Origin of the sequence: Vicingus serpentipes (assembly GCF_007993035.1) — a bacterium.
Classification (GTDB): Bacteria; Bacteroidota; Bacteroidia; order Flavobacteriales_E; family Vicingaceae; genus Vicingus; species Vicingus serpentipes.
Genome location: NZ_VOOS01000003.1, coordinates 1 through 25000, shown reverse-complemented (window position 1 = coordinate 25000; position 25000 = coordinate 1). Strand labels below are relative to the sequence as shown.

Here is a 25000-nt window from a genome sequence, read left to right as displayed (position 1 = left end):
CCCTGTATCGTTCAACTTTCCAGAAGATTCTACTATCATTTTAAAGTCCACGTTGCAGTCCTACAACCCCACTAATGCCGAAACATTAATGGTTTGGGCTAATCCCCGTTCGCTCGCCGCTACTAGGGGAATCACTATTGTTTTCTATTCCTCCGGGTACTTAGATGTTTCAGTTCTCCGGGTTAGCTTCCCTTGCGGGATAACTGGTCTTCAACCAGCTGGGTTGCCCCATTCGGAAATCTACGACTTAAAGGTTATTTGCACCTAATCGTAGCTTATCGCAGCTTATCACGTCCTTCATCGCCTCTGAGAGCCAAGGCATCCGCCGTACGCTCTTAGTTACTTTCTTAACTAATTTAATAAATTTTAATTATAATTTCTTTCAAGATGTCAAAGAACATTTCCTAACAATTTAGGAATGTGGAGAATATCGGAGTCGAACCGATGACCTCCTGCGTGCAAGGCAGGCGCTCTAGCCAGCTGAGCTAATCCCCCAATACAAGTTGTAGTCCCACGCAGATTTGAACTGCGGACCTCTACATTATCAGTGTAGCGCTCTAACCAACTGAGCTATAGGACTATAAAAATCTAAGCTTGTAGGCTAAAAGCCCTAACTGAGCTTGTTTTGGGTAAAAAAATGAAGAAGATAAAAAAAAGATAAGTACCATCTCAATAAATTGAGATTGAAACAACCTTCTCTAAAAAGGAGGTGTTCCAGCCGCACCTTCCGGTACGGCTACCTTGTTACGACTTAGCCCCAGTTACTAGTTTTACCCTAGGCAGCTCCTTGCGGTTACCGACTTCAGGCACCCCCAGCTTCCATGGCTTGACGGGCGGTGTGTACAAGGCCCGGGAACGTATTCACCGCGTCATGGCTGATACGCGATTACTAGCGATTCCAGCTTCACGAAGTCGAGTTGCAGACTTCGATCCGAACTGAGATGCACTTTAGAGATTAGCATTCTGTCACCAGATAGCTGCCCTTTGTATGCACCATTGTAGCACGTGTGTAGCCCTGGACGTAAGGGCCGTGATGATTTGACGTCATCCCCACCTTCCTCACGGTTTGCACCGGCAGTTTCTTTAGAGTCCCCGACATTACTCGCTGGCAACTAAAGATAGGGGTTGCGCTCGTTATGGGACTTAACCCGACACCTCACAGCACGAGCTGACGACAACCATGCAGCACCTTGTAAATTGTCCGAAGAAAAATCTGTTTCCAGATCTGTCAAAATACATTTAAGCCCAGGTAAGGTTCCTCGCGTATCATCGAATTAAACCACATGCTCCACCGCTTGTGCGGGCCCCCGTCAATTCCTTTGAGTTTCAATCTTGCGACCGTACTCCCCAGGTGGATTACTTATCACTTTCGCTTAGGCACTAACAGTATATCGCTAGCACCGAGTAATCATCGTTTACGGCGTGGACTACCAGGGTATCTAATCCTGTTCGCTCCCCACGCTTTCGTCCATGAGCGTCAATAATAGTTTAGTGAGCTGCCTTCGCAATCGGTGTTCTGTGTCATATCTATGCATTTCACCGCTACATGACACATTCCGCCCACTTCATCTATATTCAAGAAAAACAGTATCAATGGCAGTTCTACAGTTGAGCTGTAGGCTTTCACCACTGACTTATCTTCCCGCCTGCGGACCCTTTAAACCCAATGAATCCGGATAACGCTTGGACCCTCCGTATTACCGCGGCTGCTGGCACGGAGTTAGCCGGTCCTTATTCGTATAGTACCGTCAGCCCTCTACACGTAGAGGGGTTTCTTCCTATATAAAAGCAGTTTACAACCCATAGGGCCGTCATCCTGCACGCGGCATGGCTGGTTCAGACTTTCGTCCATTGACCAATATTCCTCACTGCTGCCTCCCGTAGGAGTCTGGTCCGTGTCTCAGTACCAGTGTGGGGGATAACCCTCTCAGGCCCCCTATCTATCGAGGTCTTGGTGAGCCGTTACCTCACCAACTAACTAATAGAACGCATGCCTATCCCTAACCGCCAAAGCTTTAAGAACTCTATGATGCCATAGAGAAATATTATGGAGTATTATTCTTCCTTTCGAAAGGCTATCCTCCAGTTAGGGGTAAGTTGCATACGCGTTACGCACCCGTGCGCCACTCGTCAGCAAAAGAGCAAGCTCTTCTCTGTTACCGTTCGACTTGCATGTGTTAGGCCTGCCGCTAGCGTTCATCCTGAGCCAGGATCAAACTCTCCGTTGTAATTAATTTTTAATGTTGTTAAAAATTGCTTCACATTGGATAGAAATTATTCTACTCAAGGATACTTACCTTTTTTTTTAATTTATCTTACTTCAATTTTTTCAAAGAACACTATATATAATATAGAGAACTATATTTTAATCTATCTTTTTAAACTCTTATCGAGAACATTTTCTCTTTAGAGGGGTGCAAATGTACAATTATTTTTAATCTCTCCAAATAAAATCTAAATTATTTTTAAACTTTATTTCTAACACCAAAACCATTGTCTCAAAAGCGGATGCAAAAGTAGAACTATTTATTCAACCTCCAAACTTATTTACATAAATTTTAAAAGTTTTTTAATCCTACTAACGCTTCATCATTTCATTCCCTTTATACAACCCAAAACCACTGTTCTGAAAGGGTCGGCAAAACTAATCACCTTTTATATACTACCAAAATTTTATTGAACTATTTTTTCAGAAAACTACTTTTATAACTGATTATCAATAAGATATTTTTCACAATAAATTGTTAATAACGTAAAAAAGAATGACTTAATAGAAATTTTTAGGATTCAAAACTGATTTTAGATCCTTATGAGAAAGAAAATAACCTAATTTTTAAAATAACAAATTAAGGCGTTGTAACTGAAACTGGAATGATTTTACCGTTAAAAAATTTCCCACTTGAAATGCTGAATTGGAAAATGTATTCTGCCATTTCTTTTGCTGAAACTGTAGATTTATATCCAGGAAAAGCTTCTTCCAACATTTCAGTTTGAGCAGAACCCAAGGCTAAACAGTTAATTTTTATACCTGTATCTTTAAATTCTTCAGCTAGGCATTCAGTTAGATTAGCTAAAGCAGCTTTTGTTAAACTATAAATAGATAGCCCTGGAAATTTAACACTTCCTTGAACCCCTCCCATACTACCAATATTAATAATATGGCAGTTTTTATTAGCATACTTACCAATTATTTGTTGGCAAACAAGATAAGGCCCATATATGTTAATCTTATTTAATTCTTCTAATTCTTTTAAAGTATTCTGTAAAAAAGGTTTATTTATAAGTTTACCAGCATTATTAATAACTATATCAAAGTTTAAATTTATACTCTCGAATAACTTTGCGAGTTCTTGATTGATATTTTCGCTCAAAAAATTTATTGAATGAAAAATTATAGAATTATTGAATACCTCCAAACATTCAATAGCTAATGAGTTTAGCTGTTCGGAATTTGTTGTTAATACTACAATTGTGCTGTTTGGATTTTGAGCAAATTTTAAAACCAATTCTCTGCCAATACCTCTACTTGCACCAGTAATTAATATATTCATTTTATTGTACCTCCTTTATTATATGCTTTTTTGTAATATGGATTTTCTAAACTTGAGATAATGACCCCCTTACTTGTACTTGCATGAACAAACCGATTATTCTTTAAATAGACTCCAACGTGTGAATTCTTTTTTCCTTCTATGTCAAAAAAAATCAAATACCCTTCCTCCAAATTTGATTGATTTACCTTTTTGAGCTGTCTAGCAATATCTTTAGTACTTCTTGGCAACTCTGTTTTATAAACTTCTTTGTATAAAATATTACAGAAGCCTGAACAATCAACACCAGAAGTTGAAAGTCCACCATATTTGTATTTTGTTCCGTACCATTTATCTATAAACTCATATAAAGAAACGTTCGTTATCTGTGATTTTGAAATTTGTAATTTATCTGCATACTTCTCAATAATTTCATTATGAGATTTGCTTGAAACCAACACTTCTTTTTTCCCACAAGATGAAAAAACAACAAATAGAAAGGATATATATACAAGCTTTTGCATTAAGACCAAAGGTAAGTTTGGTAAATCAAAAAAGGTCTAACTTAAGTTAGACCTTTTCAATATTACTGTGTTGATAAGCTATTTATATCACATCAAAATCTACAATTACTTTCTCAGATGCTGGGTGCGATTGACAGGTTAAAATAAATCCTTCTTCCACTTCTGCATCTGATAAAGAATAATTCATATCCATAACAGCTTTACCCTCTATTACCTGAGCTTTACATGTACAACATACAGCACCCTTACATGAGAATGGGGCATCTATTCCATGTTCAATTGCTGCATCTAGAATAAAATCTCCATTAGAAGCTAAGTCAAACTCAATTTCTTCTCCATCCATAATTGCAGTAATTTTACTTGTTCCAGAAAAATTATTTTCTGCTATTATTTTATCCTCTTCTTTATTGGTTGGAGCTGTAAATAATTCGAAATGCACTTTGTTTTTATCTACACCTAAATAACTTAGACGTTCTGAAACTTCATTAATCATTTGTTCAGGACCACATAAGTAAAATCCATCTGCTTTTAACAAAGCAATATCTTCTCTTAAAAATTCTTCAAACTTCTCTTTTGTGATTCTACCTTCAAATAACTTGTTAGCACTTACTTGCTTACTATATATATAGTTTAGTTTTAATCTATCAGGGTTTTCAGTTGCTAACTGATCTAACTCTTTTTTAAAAATTGTAGAAGCATCAGTTTTATTCCCATAATACAAAGTAAACTTTGAATCAGTAGAAGAAAGTGCTGATTTAATCATTGAAATAATTGGAGTTATTCCACTACCTGCTGCAAATCCAACATAATGCTTATTATTTTCTGGATTTAATGCAAAATTACCTGCTGGCAACATTACTTCAATATCTTCACCTTCTTTTAAATTGTCATTTAAAAATGAAGACATTTTACCCCCTTCAATTTTTTTTACTGCAATTCTAAAATCATTTTCATTTGGAGCACTACTCAATGAATAAGACCTTCTTACGTCTTCTCCATTTATTAGCTTCTTGATAGTTATATATTGTCCTGATTTGTATTCAAACTCAGGATTTGCAGAAATATTCACATTAAAAGCTACAGAAACTGCATCACTAGTTTCTTTTCTAATTTCTTTAACTTTTACTGTCTTAAATAAACTCATAGTCTTTTTTTTATGACTGCAAAAATAAAATTATTAATTAAATTATTTAGGGTTTTTTATATCTAACAAAATAAGCCTTCATCTTAATTATTATTAACAACTGATATATTTCATATTTTAATTTGGGTATAATTGAGTAAACTTGTAGTAAAGAAAAACTTTACTTATGGAAGATTTAAGAAAACTAGAAGAGTTTCAAGCAAAAATTGATGCAGAAATAAAAATAGAACCAAAAGACTGGATGCCTGAAGATTACAAAAAACATCTTCAGCGTCAAATATCGCAACACGCTCATTCAGAAGTTATTGGAATGCAACCTGAAGGAAATTGGATTAGCAGAGCCCCAAGTTTAAGAGCTAAAGTAGTTTTATTAGCAAAGATTCAAGATGAGGCTGGACATGGTCAATATTTATATTCTGCTGCTGAAACTTTAGGCAAAAGTAGAGATGAATTTATTGAAGAATTACAAAGTGGAAAGGCTAAATATTCAAGTATATTTAATTATCCTACATTAACATGGGCAGATATGGGTGCTGTAGGTTGGTTAGTTGATGGTGCTGCAATTGTAAATCAAGTTTCATTGCAACGTACTTCTTATGGGCCATACTCAAGAGCAATGGTAAGAATTTGTAAAGAAGAAAGTTTCCATCAACGTCAAGGATATGAAATTATGGCAACTATGGCTAATGGAACTCCTGAACAAAAAGCAATGGCTCAAGATGCGCTAAATCGATTTTGGTGGCCATCAATAATGATGTTTGGCCCACATGATTCAGATTCTCCGAACACAGGTAATGCTGTAAAATGGAAAATAAAACGTGAGACAAACGATGAATTACGTCAAAAATTTATTGATAAAACTGTTCAACAAGCAGAAGTTATTGGATTAACAATTCCTGATCCAGATTTAAAATGGAATGAAGATAGAGGTCATTATGATTTTGGTGAAATGGATTGGGATGAATTTTGGAGAGTTGTAAAAGGTAATGGACCATGCAATAAGCAACGATTAAACCACCATAAAAAAGCACATAATGATGGTGCATGGGTAAGAGAGGCAGCAATTGCATATGCTGAAAAACAAAAAGAAAAGCAATTAGTAGCTTAATTAAAAATATTTAAAAAATTTATTATGAGTAATACAGATAATCAAGGAGGCGTTTGGGAAGTTTTTATACAAAGTAAACCAGGACTTCCTCACAAACACGCAGGAAGTGTGCACGCGACAGATAAAGAAATGGCTTTGCAAAATGCTAGAGATATGTATACAAGAAGACAGGAAGGAACTTGTCTTTGGGTTGTGCCTTTAAATGCAATTGTTTCTTCAATGCCTGATGATAATGATTCGTTTTTTGATCCTTCGGATGATAAAATTTATAGACATCCTACGCATTATGTAATGCCTGATGGTGCAAAACACATCTAAATATTAAAGAATTTTTGATTCAATAATCGAAACACAAAAAACATGACAACAAACGAAGCTTTAATAAATTATTGTTTAAGATTAGGCGATTCTAGTTTAATTCTTGGGCAAAGAATGTCAGAGTGGTGCAGTAATGGACCAATTCTAGAAGAAGATATTGCAATGACAAATGTTGCTCTTGATTTAATTGGTCAATCAAGAACAATGTTAACTTATGCAGGCAAGTTAGAAGGAAAAGGAAGAACTGAAGATGATTTAGCCTATAAAAGAGAAGAAAGAGAGTTTTATAACACCTTACTTTCTGAAAGACCAAACGGACATTTTGGAGATACTGTTGCTAGAAACTTTTTACATTCAGCTTTTTTCTACCATTTATTTCAGGCACTAAAATCTAGTGAAGATGAAATGATTGCTGCTCATGCAGCAAAATCAATAAAGGAAGTCACTTACCATTTAAGACATAGCTCAGAATGGTTAGTTCGTTTAGGTGACGGCACTGAAGAAAGTCATAATAAAATTCAAGAATCTTTAAATGATTTATGGGAATTTACTGGTGATTTATTTGAAATGAATGAAGTTGATGAAATCTTAATTAAAGAAGGTATTGCCGTAGATTTAGCTGAAGTAAAAAAAGAATGGGATAAAACAATTAACCAAGTAATAGAAAGAGCAACTTTAACTAAACCAGAAGAATGTTACATGCAATCTGGTAGATTAAATGCTATGCATTCTGAATATTTAGGACATTTAATTGCTGAAATGCAATTTTTACAACGAGCATACCCAGAAGCTCAATGGTAAACGAAGATTACACTATAAGATATACTAAAAATCAGGTTTGGGAATTTCTTAAAGAAATTCCTGATCCTGAAATTCCAGTGATTACAATTGAAGAATTGGGTGTTTTACGGGATGTTGAAATAACTCCAACGACAATAATCGTAACCATCACTCCTACTTATACTGGTTGTCCAGCCATGAAAATGTTTGAGGATGACATTGTTTCCACCCTAAAAGAAAAAGGGATAGACAATGTTCAGATAAAAATGGTTTATTCTCCTGCTTGGACAACCGACTGGATGACAAAAGAAGCCAAAGAAAAATTAAGAGAGTACGGTATAGCTCCTCCAATTGATGGAACAGCCGACAAAGGAGTCTTATTTGCTAATGGACCTAAAGTTGTTGTTTGCCCTCGATGTAAATCGAAAAACACATCTTTAAAAAGTCAATTTGGTTCAACAGCTTGCAAAGCACTATACACTTGTGATGAATGCCTAGAGCCTTTCGATTATTTTAAATGTATTTAAAAAATACTCATTTAAATTTTACTGCTGTTCCGTAAGCTAACATTTCTGCTGCACCCTGCATTACTTGAGATGTCGTAAAACGAACATTAACTATTCCGTCTGCTCCTAATTTTTGAGCATCGTCTAACATTCTTTTAATTGCCTGCTCTCTAGCATCTGCTAATAGCTGAGTGTATTCCGATATTTCTCCTCCCACTATATTTTTTAATCCAGCAAAAATATCTCTTCCTATATTTCTTGCTCTAACTGTACTTCCTCTTACAGTTCCTAAAGATTCTGAAATTTCTTAACCTTGAATTGTTTCTGTAGTTACGAATATCATAAGGTTTAGTTTTTATAGATTTCTATCCAAGCATTACGCTTTTCAAATTTCTTAACCAATTTAAGATTTTTTTCTTTCTTGAAACTATAGTAATCATTTGGTAATTCCGTATTCACAAAAATATATAAACAATTATTACCGTCTTTAGCCAATGAAGCCACATTACTAAATTTAGTAATGGTTTTTAAATATCCTGTTAATGGTCTTTCTAGCGAATGTTTTACTAGAAAGGTTGTTCGAATTGATTGTGTATATTGATATTTCTCTTCCAAATATCCAACAGCTTCTTTCTGAATAAAACATAAATCTTGATAATGATTGGTATCATCACCCTGATCTGTATCATTAATTTGATATTGAATGGAAAATCCGATTGAAACGATTGCAACCAACGGTAATAAGTATTTGTTAATTTTTGGTATCTGATTTAAGAAATATATTGTAATAACAATTAGGGTTGGAACTAAAAACAATAAATACCTTCTACTATCAAAAAATGAAGAAATAAAAAGGATATAAATAATAGTGAAAAGTGTAGCTATGGCTATAAAGCCACTTTCCGACCTATCGTTCTTATAACTATCTATGAAAATAAATTTCACAATAACTATAAATATAATTGGTATGACTAGAAATTCAACAAATTCAGGAACTTCCCAATACCCAAAAAACATTTTCATCAAACTAAATGACACCAAAACGATAACAATTCTATATAAAATTTTGATTTTAGGGTAAAACAGGATACCTATAAAAAATAGAGTTATTGGTAAAGGTCTTCTTCCTTGTCCAATAAATAAATAGTGAATAGTATTCATTAGCCTTTCATGATAAACATCCCAAGTAAACTCGAAAGATTCCGTTCTTAATGGCATAATAAACCAACCATATTCTAATTTTAGCAAAACAAAATGACTAACAATTGCAATAAAAGGCACCGTAAAGATTATATATTTAACTATAGTTTGTTTGGAAAATGAAAACGATTTATCATAAAAAATATCCCTAATTAAATTCCAACCGATAATAGCTATTAATGGAAACACACCAGACTCTTTCGTTAAAACAAGACATATTCCAAAAAAGATAAACAATTTATATTTTTTCTTTTCCGAAAAGTAGATTACTAAATATGTAAATATTGTAGTTAATATTTCTGGTAAAGCAAGGTTATATTGCCCCAAAAAAATACTTTGACTTGCAAATATTAATGTTGAGTAAAAAGCAATTTCTCGATTAAGCATATTCTTAACCGTTAAATAAAGAACAACCAACAATAATGATGATAATAGTGCAGCAAACAAATGAACTGAGAATAAGCTCGCTCCAAAAATCAAACACCATAAACTAGAAAGGAAGAAAAATAGTAATGGGTGCGCCCAGTGATCAGTCAGCGGTAATGAACTCGGTAATAAGCTCGGGCCAAATACAGACATTTTCCTTATAGCTGGGCCATATGTCCATAATTCATCACTAAAAAAAGGCAAAAATAAATCTTGGTACTTATAAATAAATACTCCTATAAGTAAGACTAAAACAATTAAGAAATAAATATCCTTAAATAAAACTTTAAGCGAGTGCAATGTTCTATTATAAATAGGAATCAATTTTTGACGAATTTCGTTTGATATATAGTTGCACCATTTTCTTTTAGCGTAACAATATAAATTCCTTTTGGTAGGTGTGATACTGAAACTCTATTTTTTATTCCATAATATTCATTAACTATTTGTCCTTTAACATTTATTATTTCAACCTTGTCAAACGAATTAGGTTTTAAAACATTAATAAAAAAATGGTCATCTGTAATGGACGGAAAAATAGTAATGTCAGATTTATTTTCAATATCTTTAATCCCTATTGGAGTTATATCATTATATACAAAACTTGTTGTATCATTAGATGGTAAAATAACATCCATTCTCAGCAACAAAACATCTTTGTTTCCATTTCCAAAACTGTTTGTACTCCCTACTCCGACTATTCTACCTAAATTATTTATGTTTAATCCCTTTATATTTTCATCTTCTATGTTGCTTATTACTGTTGAACTCCCTCCCCAAAATCCATTCGGAGTTAATGTAAACATTGCTACATTTTTCTTTCCTCCACCTCCAGTTTTGGAGTCTCCAATTACCAATATTTTACCGCTTGGCATTAAACCAACAGCACACATCTCGTCATCCTCTGCTGAATTAGTTATTGTAAAATCCCACTGCAAAACGCCATTTTTGTTTAAATTTAATATATAATGATCTAAATCTCCATTAATATTGCTATTTGTTGATCCTGCAAGAGTGTATTTGTCTGGTTCATTTTCTACTACATCATAAATCCATTCGTGTTTTTGTCCGCCATAAATACTATCCCATATTAATACTCCATATTTGTCGAATTTTAGTACATAAGCTTGTGTAGAATCTGAAATCGTAGTTGTTATACCTGCTACAACAATATTAGAATCTAAAGTTTCTATTATTGCGTTTCCTTTGTCAACCAGATCTCCACCGATAGTTCTTGTCCAAAGAGTATCTCCTTGATTATTTATTTTTACAACCCAAACATCTGAATAACCATTAGTGTTATTATAAGTTTCACCACAAAAAACAAATCCATTATCATAAGTTTTAGCAATATCGTAAACAAAATCCCAATCTTCCAATCCATAATTTCTTTGCCACTCGTAATTTCCTAAAGAATCTCTTTTCATTAGGAAAGCTTGATAACTATTACCATAACTATTAGTACTAGATGCTACGATATAACCTTTATCTTGAGTTTGTTGAACAGCATATCCCCAATCATTCGCACTTTCACCCAAAGCAAAACTCCATTGATAATTACATAATGAATCAACTTTTAATAAGTAAATATCTGTATTACCATCACCACTACTTGCTGTAGAACCCACTATAATATAACCTCCATCTAAAGTCTGTTGAATATCTTCGCCTAAATCATTACCACCACCTCCAAAAGCATATAAATGAACCAGACTGTCTGTTTGAGCAATAGCTAAAAATGGCATCAAAAACAACAATATTAAAGCTTGCTTAATCATATTGCTTTTCTAACTCTAATCAGTTTAACTAGTAAATCTTCTAATAAATCTAACCTCAACATATTTGCTCCATCACTTTTTGCATTTGCTGGATCAGGGTGAGTTTCAATAAATATTCCATCTGCACCAACAGCAATACCGGCTTTTGCAATTGTTTCAATTAACTCTGGTTTACCTCCAGTAACACCACTCGATTGATTCGGCTGTTGTAGTGAATGTGTAATATCTAGAACTGTTGGAGCATATTCTCTCATAATAGGTATTGCTCTAAAATCAACTACTAAATCTTGGTACCCAAAAGTCGTTCCTCGCTCAGTTAACCATACATTTGAATTCCCTGATTCTTTGACTTTATTAACTGCAAATTTCATTGCATCAGCCGATAAAAATTGACCTTTTTTAATGTTAACAATTTTACCTGTATTTGCAGCAGCTACTAATAAATCTGTTTGACGACATAGAAAAGCAGGTATTTGTAAAACATCTACATATTGAGCTGCCAAAGCACATTCTTCTGCTGTGTGCACATCTGTTAAAACCGGCAAGCGTAATTTATCCTTTACACTTTTAATAATATTTAGCGCCTTTTCATCACCAATACCAGTAAAAGAATCTAATCTTGAGCGATTGGCCTTACGATAAGATGCTTTAAAAATATAAGGTATTTGTAATCTATCAGTTATTTCTTTTATAGTGCATGCTATTTCAAATACATTTTCTTCACTTTCTACAGCGCAAGGACCTGCAATTAAAAAAAAGTTACCAGAATCGAGATGCTTAATATTGGGTACGTTCATTAAAGATTTCATAATATCAAAAATACATTTTTAAACCTACAAAAGTACTACTTGAATAGGTTGCTTTAGGTATAAAATAAGCAAGTATGTTATTTGAACCTAAATAACATTGAAACTTGTTTTTAAAAGATTTTGCGAAAACCAGTCCTGTATTAAAACGCCCATACCCTCCATAAGAAAAATGAGTTTGAGCAACAAAAGTAGGATTGAAATTGAAGTAAATATTAATATAAACTAAAGGTATATAATTTGCTAAAATTTTATACTGAGCACCAATATCAATTTTAATTTTAGAATTAAATTGTCTAGTGTAAAAAACATTAACTAAAGTGGGTAAAGCTATAGAATAACCTCCTTTACTTTTATCTGTGGCTATCAGATTTAATAACGAGTCTTGAGATATATTTGCGACTAGACTATCATTTAAATCAAAAACATTATCAATTTCAATTCCATTGTAATTAAAAATACTGTCAGCTTCCAATTGAATTGATTTTTTATTCCACTGTATAAAACCCAAATCATTTACTTGAACTGTGATTTTATCATTATTTTTTAAATAAAATTCAGAAAACAAATCAGTTGAAACCCCATAACCATTGAAAGCGCCTATTCCTTTATTTAATGTATCACTACTATTATAGATATAATTTACATCTAACGAAATGTCTCTACCATATTGTTCTGTAAATAATTTACCTCTAGGTACTGTTATTGCAATATGCTCTTGGGCTTTTATTATAGAAAATTTCACTCCTTCTCTAGCGATATTGCCATGTTGTTTTTTATACTTTACATAACCAATATTGAACTGTTGGTAATTAAAATAATTAATATTTGTTCCCCCAAAATCTGCTGAAGTGCCAGCAAATTGTTTATTCCCATCAAAAGCCAATTTAAATAAATCTTCAGTAAAGAATACATCTGCATGCTCTACCATTTCAACTCCAACAACTAATGACATATTTGACTTTCCAAGCAGTGTATCAAACGGAATTTCAGCATTTAAACTAAAATTTAAATCTGCACCAAAAACATTCTTTGATTTTAAATTCTTGTAAGCATCTTGTTTATCTTCTTTATCAATTTTTTCACCAGTAATAAAATGATTTATAAATTGATTACTTACTCCATTAGAACCATAAAAATAGCTTGCTTCTGTTTGAATACTTAATCGTTGAGTGGTGTCAGCAAAATAATTTTGAAAAGATTGAGCTTGAAGTAATCCTCCAAACAACAAAAATATTATTATTAAACTAAAACTTTTGCTCATTTTAATCAGCATTAATTTGATAAGCAAAATCTCCAACTAATTTTAAATCAATTTTATAGTCGCTATATATCTTTAAATAATTTGGTTGAGCAATTGTTGTAAATGCAACAGTTAACTTCATCTTATTAGCTAATGTTAACTCTGAAATATCAGTTGCTGATAGAGGAATATTCAAAACCGACATTTTAGGTGTTTCAACTCTAAATATACTATTTACAGCTGCAGCTTCTATTCTGTTATTAATAATAGAAATCGTTTTATATAATTGATTATTCTGATCGAGTAATTCTAATTTTAAATCAGCATCAAAAGGATATCCGTTATTTGCATACACAAACAAATTACCATCAATTATATTTTTAACATTTTCTTGTGCTAAAGTAAATTCAACAGTATCAACAAGTGTTAGATTATTCGCAACTATAGATAAAGGCATTTCTACATTCAGCTTAGCTCTTAAAGGATATTTCTTAAATAAGAAATCATTACTTCCTGAAATATTACCCAAGGGATTAATTTTTAAATTTCCTTGATAAGTAAGTTTGTCAGGCAAAACTTCTATTAGTTCATCAATATTAGAGTTAGAAGTGTTTATTTGCTTTTGATAATAACTGTAAATCACTTCAGGAAAGTTATATGTTTCTTGAGCTCTATTAATATTAATTGGCGAATTAATAATACTTCCAGATAAATTTGCAATATTTCCGCTAGATAAATTTTGAGTTGAAAAGTTTGTTAGAGATAATTGAGCATCAACACCAATACCGTTTTCAAAATCGAGCATTACATTTACATCATTTAAATCAATACTTCCTCCAACTATAGTATTAAAAATATTGAAATCAGTAGTTTCGGGTCCAAACTGATAATCTTGACTTCCAAAATAGCCTTTAACATAATAAGGAACAACGTCTCTAAATTTATAATTAAAAATAATTTTATCTCCTGAATTTACTTGAACAAAAAAAGCTTCAGGATGAAGACTCGCTATGGCTTTTGTAACTAATGTATTTGTCGAATTATTATTTATTCCAGTTAAGTCAAGCTCATAATTACTTATATCAAAGGAGGTTGAAAAATAACCAGGAACAGAAGCTGTTGCTGCCTCTATTGTGTCTGCTATAAAAAGAGTATCACCGTTTAAGCTTGCACTTAATATTTTTAATGTTACCACAATTCTTTCTTTTACCTCGCTGAACACTTCCAAATCAATAAAGCCTGACTCAATTTTAGCATAATTCAGCTCTATTCCATTACTAATATTTAATTCCTTTTCTTCATCGTTAGAATAAAATGTACTTCCAGGATTTACAACAGAAGTTAATGGAACCACAAACTCTTCAACTATAGTTGTATCTGGAATTTTAAATAAAGAATCTACATCAATGTCAATTAAATCTGTCTGATAAACCATTTGTAATGATCCATCAGTATTAGTTTCTAATAAAGAATCTTGAAGTAGATCATTTAAAGATAGTGAGGTATTAACTAAAGGAGCTAAAACATCCACATCCCAGCTAGGAGCATCAAAATTTTTCTTACACGAAAAAAATAATGTAGTAATAATAACAATGAAAAGCTTAAGCTTTGTAGACATTTTAATAGTTTAGTTTACTATAAAAGTAATGAATCTTTTAACGAAGTAAAATTCATTTTTTTGTTGCTATTGTAATCCTCAAATTTTAATTCCAATAAGGCAAACATCATCAAGCTGCTCATAAACTCCCTTCCATTCTTCAAAGTATCTATTTAACTTTTCTTTTTGAACATCAACATCGTCTTTTGCACACAATATTAACTGTTCTTTAAATCGCTTCGATTTCATTTTTTTACCATCGTCTCCACCAAATTGATCGACATAACCATCTGTAAAACCATAAACCATATCATCCTTTTGTAACTGAAATTCATGATTAGTAAACGGAGTTTGTTTTTCATAAGATCCTATTGGTTGTTTGTCTGCTTTAATTTGAATTAATTCACCATTTCTAATAATGTAAATTGGATTGTTTGCCCCTGCATAAGAAAGTTTTAAGGTTTTAAAATTAATTGCACAAAAAACAGCATCCATTCCATCTCGCACGATATTATCTTTATCAGAATGTTTATTTACTGTTTGAAACACTTGATTATTTAAATAATCTAACGCTTGAGCTGGTGAGTTTACATTTTTTTGCTTGACAGATTGATTCAAAATTTTAACACCTATTAAACTCATAAATGCGCCAGGAACACCATGTCCAGTACAATCAGCAACACAAAAAACAATTAGTTTTTCATTATCTGTTATTGAACTGGTTGTAGTTAACTCTGTAGCCCAGTAAAAATCTCCACTTACAATATCTTTTGGCTTATAAATTAAAAAAGAATTTGGCATCAATTCTTTAACTACACTTTCTGGCGGAATTAAAGCCATTTGAATACGTTTCGCATAATTAATACTATCAGTAATTTCTTTGTTTTTTTCTTCTATTTGATGTTTTGACTTTTTTAGCTCGAAACGAGCAATAATTTCTCTTTTGGTTAAGCCATATCTCATTCTAATTAAAAGAACCGAAAAGATAGCGGTTGAAAGAGTTAAAACACCTCCATTAACAAGTATGACATCTAAAGTTAAGTTACTGTTAACGTAAAAAAAGACAATGTTTGCCACAATATTTATAACTACAATAAATGCTGAATAATACCAATGATAAAACATAAACATACCTGACCCGATAAAAAGTGCCATGTAAGCTAATGTGTGTTTTTGTAAATGCTCGGCATCCATAACACTCCACATATAAGCATTTTGAACAGATATTAATAAAACTGGAATTACTCCCATTATTTGTCTTGCTATTTTTAACTTTTTATACAGCAATACTGTTGCTAAACAAATTAAAGATACACACAGCCTAAAAATAAAGAACTCTTTTCGATAAGCTGGAATGTTAAAATAATCAGTCACATAAAATAACATGTCAAATACTACTGCTACCCATAAAGCAATCACATGATACCTTAAAATGGTTTTATCCATCTCTTTTTGCCACCCAGTATTTTGATTATTTGTATTCATATATTGCCTTCCAAATTAAGAAAAAATTACTTAGAACGGGGATGAAAATCAATTATAGCTTGCCTTAAATATTCTCGATCTAAATGTGTATAAATTTCTGTGGTGGTTATAGATTCATGTCCTAACATTTCTTGTACAGCTCGTAAATCAGCTCCTCCCTCAACTAAATGAGTAGCAAAAGAATGTCTAAAAGTATGTGGACTTACCTGCTTATTTATTCCAGTTTTCTCGATTAATTGTTTTATAATAGTAAAAACCATTACTCTTGTTAGTTGAGCACCTCTCCTATTTAAAAACAAAATATTTTCACTTTCCTTTTTAATATTAGGCATATGACTTCGAATTTGATTTACATATACATTGATATGCTTCATTGCCACACTGCCTATTGGAACGATTCGTTCCTTATCTCCTTTACCTCTCACAATAATAAAACCGTCATCAAACATTAAATTCGATAATTTTAAGTTTACTAATTCCGAAACTCTTAACCCACAACTATACAAAGTCTCTAACATTGCTTTATTTCTTTCTCCTTCATTTGTACTTAAATCAATTGCATCAATTATAGAATTAATTTCTTCTATACTTAAAACATCAGGTAATTTTCTTCCAATCTTAGGAGCTTCAAGTAATTCAGTAGGGCTTTTAACAATCATGTCTTCAATAAGCATATACTTGTAAAAAGCTTTTATGCCTGACAAAATTCGTGCTTGAGATGTAGCGGACATCCCTAATTTACTTACATACTGGATAAAATCTTCAACCTGCTTTTGCTCTACATTTTGAGGAGTGACATCAATTTCATGTAAAATAAAATATTGCACCAACATTTCAACATCATGCAAATAAGCTTGAATAGAGTTTTCTGAAAGAGAACGCTCTAACTGCAGATAAGATTTAAAGCCTTTTATAGTTGGTGTCCAATTCATTTAGGAGCCTATAAGGTCAATTATTGATTAGTTTATTTTTATTCGAGTCTAATTACAAATATATATCTTTGTGAAACAGAAATTTATTATGAAACTTTTAATTATTAACGGTCCAAACTTAAATCTATTAGGAAAAAGAGAACCAACCATCTATGGCCATTCCTCTTTTGAAGATTTTTTTTTACAGCTAAAAACAAAATATTCATCTATTGATTTTGAATATTACCAAAGTAATGTGGAAGGTGAATTAATAAATAAATTACATGAAGTTGGTTTTAGCTATGATGGAATAATAATGAATGCTGGAGCTTACACCCACACTTCTATTGGTATAGCTGATGCTATTGTTGGAATTAAAAGCCCGGTTATTGAAGTTCATATTTCAAATATTTATACACGTGAAGAATACCGACATATATCTTTAATGGCAAAAAATTGTATTGGTGTAATTACTGGTTTAGGTTTAAACTCTTATCGTTTAGCAGTCGAACACTTCCTTAGTCTCAATTAATTTGAACCTCTTTTCAAATATTTGGAAACTTTATGTAATAAAAGCATCAAAGTGGCTGATGCTGTTTATGCCAACCATCTTTTTATTTTTTAAAGAAAATGGCCTTGAATTGCATGATATTATGGTTATTCAAGCCATCTATTCTATTTCCATAGCATTAATAGAAATCCCTTCTGGTTATATCGCTGATGTTTTAGGTAGAAAAAAAAGTATGATAATTGGAACTCTCTTCGGTTTTATTGGAATGCTTATCTATACTTTTGCTTCTGGTTTTTGGGGATTTTTACCTGCAGCTCTTTGTTTAGGAATTGGTCAAAGTTTTATCTCTGGTTCGGATACAGCTTTAATGTATGATAGTTTAGTAGCTGCTAATATGAAAGAAAAATTTATAAAGTTTGAAGGTAGATCTATAGCTTTAGGAAACTTTGCAGAAGCAATAGCTTTTATTGTTGGAGGATTTTTAGCTGAAATATCATTGCGAACTCCTTTTTATTACCAAAGCGTAATCGCTTTTATTGGATTATTTGTAGCTTTTTTATTAATTGAGCCTCCTGTTTCTAAATTAGGCAACAAAAAGCCATGGACGAATATTAAATATATTATCAAATATTCATTAGTCGATAATATTCCTTTAAAATGGAACATTATTTACTCCTCAGTTATTGGCGCAACAACATTAGTAATGGCCTGGTTTGCCCAACCTTACTATGCTGCATTAAATATGGAAGTTAAATATTATGGAATAATTGGAGCCGTTTTAAACTTAGCTGTTGCATTTACATCATTTTATGCCCATCGCATCGAAGAAAAAATAGACACTAACAAACTGCTTATTTTTATTTTAATTGGACTTTGCTTTTGCTACGCCTTTTTAGGTAGTTTTTTAAATTATTGGGGATTAGCCATCTTGTTCCTTTTCTATTTAATAAGAGGAATTGCGACCCCTGTTTTAAGAGATTTCATTAATCGCTTTACGCCTTCAGAAATGAGAGCAACCGTAATGTCAATACGAAGCTTTATGATTAGAGTAATTTTTGCCATTTTCTCTCCATTTTTAGGTTATGTTGCCGATGTTTATTCCATACAAACTGCATTTAATATCTCGGCAATAGTATTTTTTGTGATTGGATTAGTTTCTTTAATTTTCTATCTAAAAAACGAAAAAATTCGTCTTGAATAAAGAAATTCTAAAACTCGCAATTCCAAACATTCTGGCTAACCTATCCGTTCCTATAGTTAGCCTTGTTGATGTTTCATTGATGGGACACCTCTCAAGCGAAGCTTTTATTTTAGCCATTGGTTTTGGAGTTATGATTTTCAATTTTATCTATTGGGGATTTGGCTTTTTAAGAATGGGAGTAACTGGCATAACAGCACAAAACGAAGGTAAAAAAGACATTGACGAAACTTTTCGTGTATTATTTAGAGGCTTAATTGTTGCTATTACAGGAGCATTACTTTTATTTATTTTTAAACCTTATTTATTAGAGTTAGCTCTTTATTTAATTGATAGCTCACCAAATGTTAATGAAGAAATAACAACTTATTTTAATGTGAGAATTTTTGCTGCTCCAGCAACAATTGGTCTTTATGCTTTTATTGGCTGGTTTATGGGTAAGCAAAATGCAGTAATTCCTATGATTATAACAATTGCTGTAAATATTATTAATGCTGGATTAAGTTATTATTTAGTTTCTCATTACAATATGGGTACAACAGGAGTTGCTATTGGAACTGTTATTGCTCAATACACAGGACTAGTACTAGCTATTGTTTTTTTTATTACTCATTACCTAAAACAAATTACTCATTCATCCTTTAATGGTGTATTTCAATATAAAGCGATAAGAGATTTTTTATTAGTTAATTCAGATATTTTTATTCGTACACTTTGCCTTATATTCACCTTGTCATTTTTTAAAATTTATTCAGGAAAAGAAGGATTACTAATTGGAGCTGCTAATATTTTATTATTAGAGTTTATTGGAATTGCTGCTTATGGAATTGATGGGTTTGCTTTTGCTGCAGAATCAATTAGTGGCAAGTACTTTGGTGCGAACGATAAGTTTATGCTAAAAAAGGCAATTAAATATTGTTTTTATTGGGGTTTTGCTCTTGGATTTTCATACGCTTTAGTCTTTTTATTTCTTGGAGAACATCTTCTATACTTATTATCATCTCAAGCTGAAGTAGTTGAAATTGCAAAAGAATATTTATGGTGGTTGGTCTTATTTCCAATTCTTAGTGTAATTCCTTTTGTTTGGGATGGTGTTTTTATTGGGATAACTGCAAGCAAAGCTATGCGAAATACAATGTTGTTTGCTACTTTTATTGTGTTTTTACCCACTTATTACATTCTACATCCATATCTAAACAATAATGCTTTATGGGCTGCACTAATTTTGTTTATTGTTGCAAGAGGGTTAGCACAAAGTGTTATTGCTAAAAAGGTTATTTACAAAAAAGCCATAAAAAAACCCCGCTAAAAGCGAGGTTTTTAAATAATCTTATATAAAGTGATTAGGCTTTTTTCACGTCAACTGCGTTTAAACCTTTTCTTCCTTCTTTAACATCAAAAGTTACTTTGTCGTCGTCACCAATTTGGTCAACAATACCACTTACGTGTACGAAGAATTCCTCTCCTGTTTCATCATCTTTAATAAATCCGAAACCTTTAGTTTCGTTGTAAAATTTTACTGTACCTGTTTTCATAATAATAATTAAAATAATTTTTCTCGAAAATACACAAAAAAACTACATGAAGCACTTATTCTTTAAATTGTCATAGAAAAAATTCGAGTTGATGGTTTATTCCTAATTAACCTTAAATCAAAAGCCATGCAAACATTACGAACAAAAGGTCGAGCATGTTCTGGTAACTTAAGTCCATTTTCAGAAATAATTACCAATCCATCTTGTTCCATTTCTTTCAATTTTTCTAAGCAATCGTTAAGTTCCGGAAACTTCATCTCCTCTTTTTCCCATGATGTTTCGAAGTGACACATAATTTCTAATATGTGCTTCCTTATTACTAAATCTTCTTTATTTAATAAGTGTCCTCTAAAAATTGGAATAACTCCTCGGTTAACTAATTCAGTATATTCTTCTACTGTTTTTACATTTTGGGCAAAACTGTACCAAGAATCACTAATTGAACTCATACCTAACCCAACCATTAACTGTGTTTTACCAGCAGTATAACCCATAAAATTTCGGTGTAAACTTTTCGTCTCCATTGCTTTATGCATTGAATCTGTTGGTAAAGCAAAGTGATCCATTCCTATCTCAACATAACCTAATTCTCCAAGCAATTGCTTACCAGTTTCATACAACACTCTTTTTTCATCGGCAGTTGGCAAATCTTTTTCATCATAACCTCTTTGTCCAACGCCTTTTATCCATGGTACATGAGCGTAGCTATAAAACGCTATTCTATCAGGTTTTAATTCTTTGGTTTTCGTAATTGTGTCTATAATACTTTCTTTGGTTTGATGTGGTAATCCAAAAACTAAATCGTGACTAATTGAGTTATATCCTATTTCACGAGAAAGTCTAGTAGCTTCTTCAACTTTTTCGAAAGGTTGAATTCTATTTATTGTCTTTTGAACTTTTAAATCGTAATCCTGAACACCAAAACTATTTCTTCTAAACCCTAAATTATATAAAGTTTGTAAGTGTTCTTTTGTTGTATTATTGGGATGAGCTTCAAAACTAAATTCAAAGTCGTCGCATTTTTCTGATTTAGCTAAAATACCATTTATCAATCGTTCTAAATTTGTTGCGCTAAAAAAAGTAGGTGTTCCCCCTCCTAAATGAATCTCTTTTATTCTAGGTTTAGTATCAAATTCATTACAATATAAATTCCATTCTTTTAACACCGTTTCAACATAAGGCTCTTCAACGCCATGCTGCTTTGTAATTCGTTTATGACACCCACAAAATGTACACAAGTTTTCACAAAATGGTAAATGAATGTAAACACTTATCCCTTCAGTTGTATTACTTTCTCTAAATGCTTGCTTTACTGTAGAAATCCAATCTTTATAATCAATACCTTTTTCATCCCAAAAAGGAACTGTTGGGTAACTAGTATATCGGGGTCCTGCAATATTGTACTTTTGTATTAAGTTACTACCCATTATTTCTACTTAAAATTTTATCGCCCATTTTTTTACCAAACTCACGCATTTCGTTAGCTATTTCAGTATCGTTAGTCGCTCTTTCATAAGTATCGCTCATTGTAATTAAAGATTGATAAAAAAAATGTTCCATTTCATCTATCATCATTTGTTTGGTCCATAAGTCAATACGAAGTGTATTGTTTTCTTTTGCATCCCACAAACTAATTACTAACGCCTTACATTCTTTCACTTCTTCCTCTCCAGTGTCAGTTGCTTGCCATTCTATCTTTTCAGGAACGTGATTTTCGTCTAAAATAATTTTAAAATTGATTTCTGAATTCTTCATCTTTTCTTATGGTTTATATTTTGACTTATTCAATATTTTTTGAGCGTCTTTTTCTTTTATTAAATCTGTTAATGATAATTCTTGATTGTTATCCATGTAAGCTTTTACAATTTGCCACCCTATCCAATGCCCAATTCTTCCTGGAGAGCCCTCAGGGAAACCTTGAATAAATGGAGCTTCTCCCATGTACTTAATAATTTCTTTGGTTTCTTTTGTATACAATAAATCATTATCTATAAAATAGAACCATACCTGCTTCTCATTTGCATTACTCCACTTTACTTCTTTATTAGTGTAATTTATCTTGATAGAATCTTCTTCAATAGGAATTAATGCATCTAAAACATAAAGCAATTTACCTTGATGAACCATTTCGGTTAATAAATCAGCGTTAGCTTGTTCTAGTTCAAACTCAGTAGAAATCCATCCTAACATCACGGATGAGACTAAATGTTTATTAGTCATAGAAGCTATTTTATACTGTGGTAAGCCTAACTGCTTATATGCTGGATACTTGTCCCCCAAAAACATTTCCAACCCTATTCCTAAGTAACTTGAATCAGTAACTACAGCATAATTAAATCCTGAGTTATAGGTAATGATTTGTGGTATATTCTTATTTGGAAAATAAAACTTATAATGCTGAAAAGCTTCTTTTAATCCTATTTCATAATCATTAAAATCATTATATAAATTATCAATGTCTTTTTGTACTGATTTTATATTTTTATCATGAGTGAAATTATTTAAGTAATAGTAAACTGAAGGATCATTTACATTGCCTATACTTACAATGTTTTCTATAAATGCAGTATAAAATGGATTGTATTTTTTTGCAAGCTCATCAACTTCTTTATCTGTTATTTTTTCATAACCAAACAATTGTTGGTCAAATCGTTTTACATTTAAAGTAACATCAACTGATGAAACATCTATATCCAAAGGATCATTTTTACAAGAGTAAAATATTAACCCAATAGTTATTATAATTAAATATTTAGCTGTTGATAAGTTCAAAATACTGAGACTAATAAGTATTATTTTTCAATTAAGTTTGCAGTAAAATTAACCATAGAAAGCCATGCAAAAAACAAAGTTACTTACTTTAATATTATTTGGGATATTATTTTTAAATCTATCTGCCCAAGAGGATAGTTTTAGCAATGATCCTGTAGTTGAGTTTGATGAAGAAAGAAAATTTCGTTTAGGACTTCATTTTTCACCATCTATTTCATGGCTTAGCACTAATAGCAGTGGCTACACCAGCGATGGCTCTAAATTAGGTTTTGCTTATGGACTATCAACTGAGTTTTATTTAGCTAAAAATTATTTATTCTCAACTGGTATTACTATAAATTCTATTGGAGGAAAAATTAAGTATGAAAGCGTTTATGATGTAAATGGTTTATTATTTCCATCTGAAGTGAAACAATCAATAAAAATAAACTATGTTGATATTCCTTTAACTATTAAGCTAAAAACAAACCAAATTGGATACATTTCATATTATGGAAATTTTGGAGTTAATTTAGGACTGCGCTATCAATCTAAAAGTGATTTCGAATACACTGATTTTGATAATATCACAAAATCCGATGTGAACACTTCTAGTGATATTAAATTTATGAATATAAATCTAGTTGTTGGCGGAGGGATTGAATACAACTTAAGTGGCAATACAAACATCATGTTGGGCTTAACATACAACAATGGTTTTATCAATGTTTTAGATTCTAAAACCCCTGTATTAAATGCAAATGGTAAAGCGACAATCAATAACGAAGGAAATCCTGTTTATAGCGACAAAAGTGCTAGTGCAAACATTAATTTTTTCACACTTAATTTAGGTGTATATTTTTAAAAAATGCAAGTAGAAGAAGTTAAACATCATATTGTAAATTGGTTATCTGACTATATTAAAAAATCCGGAACCAAAGGTTTTGTTATTGGAGTTTCTGGTGGAATTGATTCAGCCGTTACTTCTACTTTAGGAGCTTTAACTAATCTTCCTCTTTTATGTGTTGAAATGCCAATTCAACAGGATATCAGCCAAGTAACTAGAGCTAAAAATCATATTGCTTTTTTAAAAGACAACTATATAAATGTATCATCTATTGAAACTAATCTAACTCCTATTTTCGAAAGCTTTACTGATGCTATTCCAAAACGAACTGATGATAATTTAGCTTTAGCAAATACTCGGGCTCGATTAAGAATGACTACATTATATTATCATGCCCAAATCAATAATTATTTAGTACTAGGTACAGGGAATAAAATTGAAGATTTTGGAATTGGCTTTTTCACTAAATATGGCGATGGTGGAGTTGATTTAAGTCCGATTGCAGACTTAACAAAATCCGAAGTTTTTGAGTTAGGAAAGCATCTTAATATTATCAACGATATTTTAATTGCTCCTCCAACAGATGGCTTATGGGGTGATGAAAGAACAGATGAAGATCAAATTGGAGCGTCTTACCCAGAATTGGAATGGGCTATGAACATTGTTAAAAAAGGAGTTTTTGATATTACTCAATTTAATACTAGGCAACAAGAAGTTTTTCAAATCTACACAAGACTCAATACTATTAATCAACACAAAATGCAAGCTATTCCAGTTTGTATTATTCCTAATAAGATAAAAT

At 31.8% G+C, this 25000-nt stretch carries 24 protein-coding genes, 2 tRNA genes and 2 rRNA genes (1 of these 28 cut by a window edge); 9 read left to right on the top strand and 19 right to left on the bottom strand.

Annotated features, from left to right (window positions below; all coding sequences use genetic code 11):
* The 7 genes from FRY74_RS06580 to FRY74_RS06550 form a co-directional block, all read right to left on the bottom strand.
* Positions 1 to 349: ribosomal RNA gene (locus tag FRY74_RS06580) — 23S ribosomal RNA — on the bottom strand; it reaches 2524 nt to the left of the window's first position.
* A gap of 72 nt (positions 350 to 421) precedes the next feature.
* Positions 422 to 495, bottom strand: a tRNA-Ala gene (locus tag FRY74_RS06575).
* Positions 496 to 506: 11 nt separating this feature from the next.
* Positions 507 to 580: transfer RNA gene (locus FRY74_RS06570), tRNA-Ile, on the bottom strand.
* 122 nt (positions 581 to 702) lie between these two features.
* Positions 703 to 2228, bottom strand: a 16S ribosomal RNA gene (locus FRY74_RS06565).
* The 16S and 23S rRNA genes sit together here with 2 tRNA genes alongside, the layout of an rRNA operon.
* Positions 2229 to 2846: 618 nt before the next feature.
* Positions 2847 to 3551, bottom strand: coding sequence for an SDR family oxidoreductase (locus FRY74_RS06560; protein ID WP_147099831.1), 705 nt, complete (start codon positions 3549 to 3551; stop codon positions 2847 to 2849).
* Complete coding sequence (locus FRY74_RS06555; protein WP_147099829.1) at positions 3548 to 4054, bottom strand: C40 family peptidase; 507 nt, start codon at positions 4052 to 4054, stop codon at positions 3548 to 3550. Before FRY74_RS06555 ends, FRY74_RS06560 begins: the two co-directional genes overlap by 4 nt.
* An 82-nt stretch (positions 4055 to 4136) precedes the next feature.
* A complete protein-coding gene (locus FRY74_RS06550) occupies positions 4137 to 5198 on the bottom strand; it encodes a 2Fe-2S iron-sulfur cluster-binding protein (protein WP_147099828.1) in 1062 nt (353 codons plus the stop codon).
* A gap of 166 nt (positions 5199 to 5364) precedes the next feature.
* Here FRY74_RS06550 and paaA point away from each other — a divergent pair, with 166 nt between their 5' ends.
* From paaA to paaD, 4 genes are read left to right on the top strand one after another with little or no spacing between them, the layout of a single operon-like run.
* Positions 5365 to 6306, top strand: coding sequence for a 1,2-phenylacetyl-CoA epoxidase subunit PaaA (paaA, locus tag FRY74_RS06545; protein ID WP_147099826.1), 942 nt, complete (start codon positions 5365 to 5367; stop codon positions 6304 to 6306).
* 24 nt (positions 6307 to 6330) lie between these two features.
* Positions 6331 to 6624, top strand: a complete 294-nt coding sequence (gene paaB, locus FRY74_RS06540; RefSeq protein ID WP_147099825.1) for a 1,2-phenylacetyl-CoA epoxidase subunit PaaB — start codon at positions 6331 to 6333, stop codon at positions 6622 to 6624.
* A 42-nt stretch (positions 6625 to 6666) separates the two neighbouring features.
* Complete coding sequence (gene paaC, locus FRY74_RS06535) at positions 6667 to 7425, top strand: 1,2-phenylacetyl-CoA epoxidase subunit PaaC (protein WP_147099823.1); 759 nt, start codon at positions 6667 to 6669, stop codon at positions 7423 to 7425.
* Positions 7419 to 7931 (top strand): 1,2-phenylacetyl-CoA epoxidase subunit PaaD, encoded by a 513-nt coding sequence (gene paaD / locus FRY74_RS06530; RefSeq protein WP_147099821.1) that lies wholly within the window; start codon positions 7419 to 7421, stop codon positions 7929 to 7931. Before paaC ends, paaD begins: the two co-directional genes overlap by 7 nt.
* 7 nt (positions 7932 to 7938) lie before the next feature.
* On the opposite strand, the gene FRY74_RS06525 is transcribed toward paaD, so the two are convergent.
* From FRY74_RS06525 to xerD, 8 genes are all read right to left on the bottom strand, one after another.
* The gene (locus FRY74_RS06525; protein WP_223265853.1) at positions 7939 to 8214 is read right to left on the bottom strand and encodes a YbjQ family protein; all 276 of its coding nucleotides are present in this window, start codon (positions 8212 to 8214) and stop codon (positions 7939 to 7941) included.
* Between the two features lie 44 nt (positions 8215 to 8258).
* Positions 8259 to 9860, bottom strand: coding sequence for a glycosyltransferase family 39 protein (locus tag FRY74_RS06520; protein WP_170227970.1), 1602 nt, complete (start codon positions 9858 to 9860; stop codon positions 8259 to 8261).
* Positions 9857 to 11314: a T9SS type A sorting domain-containing protein gene (locus tag FRY74_RS06515; protein ID WP_147099819.1), complete on the bottom strand. Its 1458-nt coding sequence runs from the start codon at positions 11312 to 11314 to the stop codon at positions 9857 to 9859. Before FRY74_RS06515 ends, FRY74_RS06520 begins: the two co-directional genes overlap by 4 nt.
* Positions 11311 to 12111, bottom strand: coding sequence for a 3-deoxy-8-phosphooctulonate synthase (kdsA, locus tag FRY74_RS06510; RefSeq protein WP_147099818.1), 801 nt, complete (start codon positions 12109 to 12111; stop codon positions 11311 to 11313). Before kdsA ends, FRY74_RS06515 begins: the two co-directional genes overlap by 4 nt.
* 16 nt (positions 12112 to 12127) lie before the next feature.
* Complete coding sequence (locus FRY74_RS06505) at positions 12128 to 13384, bottom strand: DUF5723 family protein (RefSeq protein ID WP_147099816.1); 1257 nt, start codon at positions 13382 to 13384, stop codon at positions 12128 to 12130.
* 1 nt (position 13385) lies between these two features.
* Entirely contained in the window at positions 13386 to 14981 is a 1596-nt protein-coding gene (locus FRY74_RS06500; RefSeq protein ID WP_147099815.1) for a hypothetical protein, read from the bottom strand.
* Between the two features lie 78 nt (positions 14982 to 15059).
* Positions 15060 to 16445, bottom strand: a complete 1386-nt coding sequence (locus tag FRY74_RS06495) for a PP2C family protein-serine/threonine phosphatase (protein ID WP_147099813.1) — start codon at positions 16443 to 16445, stop codon at positions 15060 to 15062.
* Between the two features lie 26 nt (positions 16446 to 16471).
* Positions 16472 to 17377, bottom strand: coding sequence for a site-specific tyrosine recombinase XerD (gene xerD, locus FRY74_RS06490; RefSeq protein ID WP_147099811.1), 906 nt, complete (start codon positions 17375 to 17377; stop codon positions 16472 to 16474).
* Between the two features lie 88 nt (positions 17378 to 17465).
* On the opposite strand from xerD, the gene aroQ reads away from it, so the two are divergent.
* The 3 genes from aroQ to FRY74_RS06475 all read left to right on the top strand — a co-directional run bounded on the left by aroQ (position 17466) and on the right by FRY74_RS06475 (position 20374).
* Positions 17466 to 17888, top strand: a complete 423-nt coding sequence (gene aroQ / locus FRY74_RS06485) for a type II 3-dehydroquinate dehydratase (protein WP_147099809.1) — start codon at positions 17466 to 17468, stop codon at positions 17886 to 17888.
* Positions 17889 to 17955: 67 nt separating this feature from the next.
* Positions 17956 to 19068, top strand: coding sequence for an MFS transporter (locus FRY74_RS06480; protein ID WP_262709495.1), 1113 nt, complete (start codon positions 17956 to 17958; stop codon positions 19066 to 19068).
* Positions 19061 to 20374: an MATE family efflux transporter gene (locus FRY74_RS06475; protein ID WP_147099804.1), complete on the top strand. Its 1314-nt coding sequence runs from the start codon at positions 19061 to 19063 to the stop codon at positions 20372 to 20374. Before FRY74_RS06480 ends, FRY74_RS06475 begins: the two co-directional genes overlap by 8 nt.
* 34 nt (positions 20375 to 20408) lie before the next feature.
* Here the strand turns inward: FRY74_RS06475 and FRY74_RS06470 are convergent, their stop codons facing one another.
* From FRY74_RS06470 to gldB, 4 genes are all read right to left on the bottom strand, one after another.
* Positions 20409 to 20600 carry a cold-shock protein gene (locus FRY74_RS06470; RefSeq protein WP_147099802.1) on the bottom strand — a complete coding sequence of 64 codons (192 nt, stop codon included), beginning with the start codon at positions 20598 to 20600 and terminating at the stop codon, positions 20409 to 20411.
* 62 nt (positions 20601 to 20662) lie between these two features.
* A complete protein-coding gene (gene hemN, locus FRY74_RS06465) occupies positions 20663 to 22027 on the bottom strand; it encodes an oxygen-independent coproporphyrinogen III oxidase (protein ID WP_147099800.1) in 1365 nt (454 codons plus the stop codon).
* Positions 22020 to 22355 (bottom strand): gliding motility protein GldC, encoded by a 336-nt coding sequence (gldC, locus tag FRY74_RS06460; RefSeq protein WP_147099798.1) that lies wholly within the window; start codon positions 22353 to 22355, stop codon positions 22020 to 22022. Before gldC ends, hemN begins: the two co-directional genes overlap by 8 nt.
* A gap of 6 nt (positions 22356 to 22361) precedes the next feature.
* Positions 22362 to 23372 (bottom strand): gliding motility lipoprotein GldB, encoded by a 1011-nt coding sequence (gene gldB, locus FRY74_RS06455; protein WP_147099796.1) that lies wholly within the window; start codon positions 23370 to 23372, stop codon positions 22362 to 22364.
* A 64-nt stretch (positions 23373 to 23436) separates the two neighbouring features.
* Here gldB and FRY74_RS06450 point away from each other — a divergent pair, with 64 nt between their 5' ends.
* Entirely contained in the window at positions 23437 to 24216 is a 780-nt protein-coding gene (locus FRY74_RS06450) for a porin family protein (RefSeq protein ID WP_147099793.1), read from the top strand.
* A gap of 3 nt (positions 24217 to 24219) precedes the next feature.
* Positions 24220 to 25000 (top strand): NAD(+) synthase (nadE, locus tag FRY74_RS06445; protein WP_147099791.1); only part of this gene is annotated, 781 nt, incomplete at its 3' end.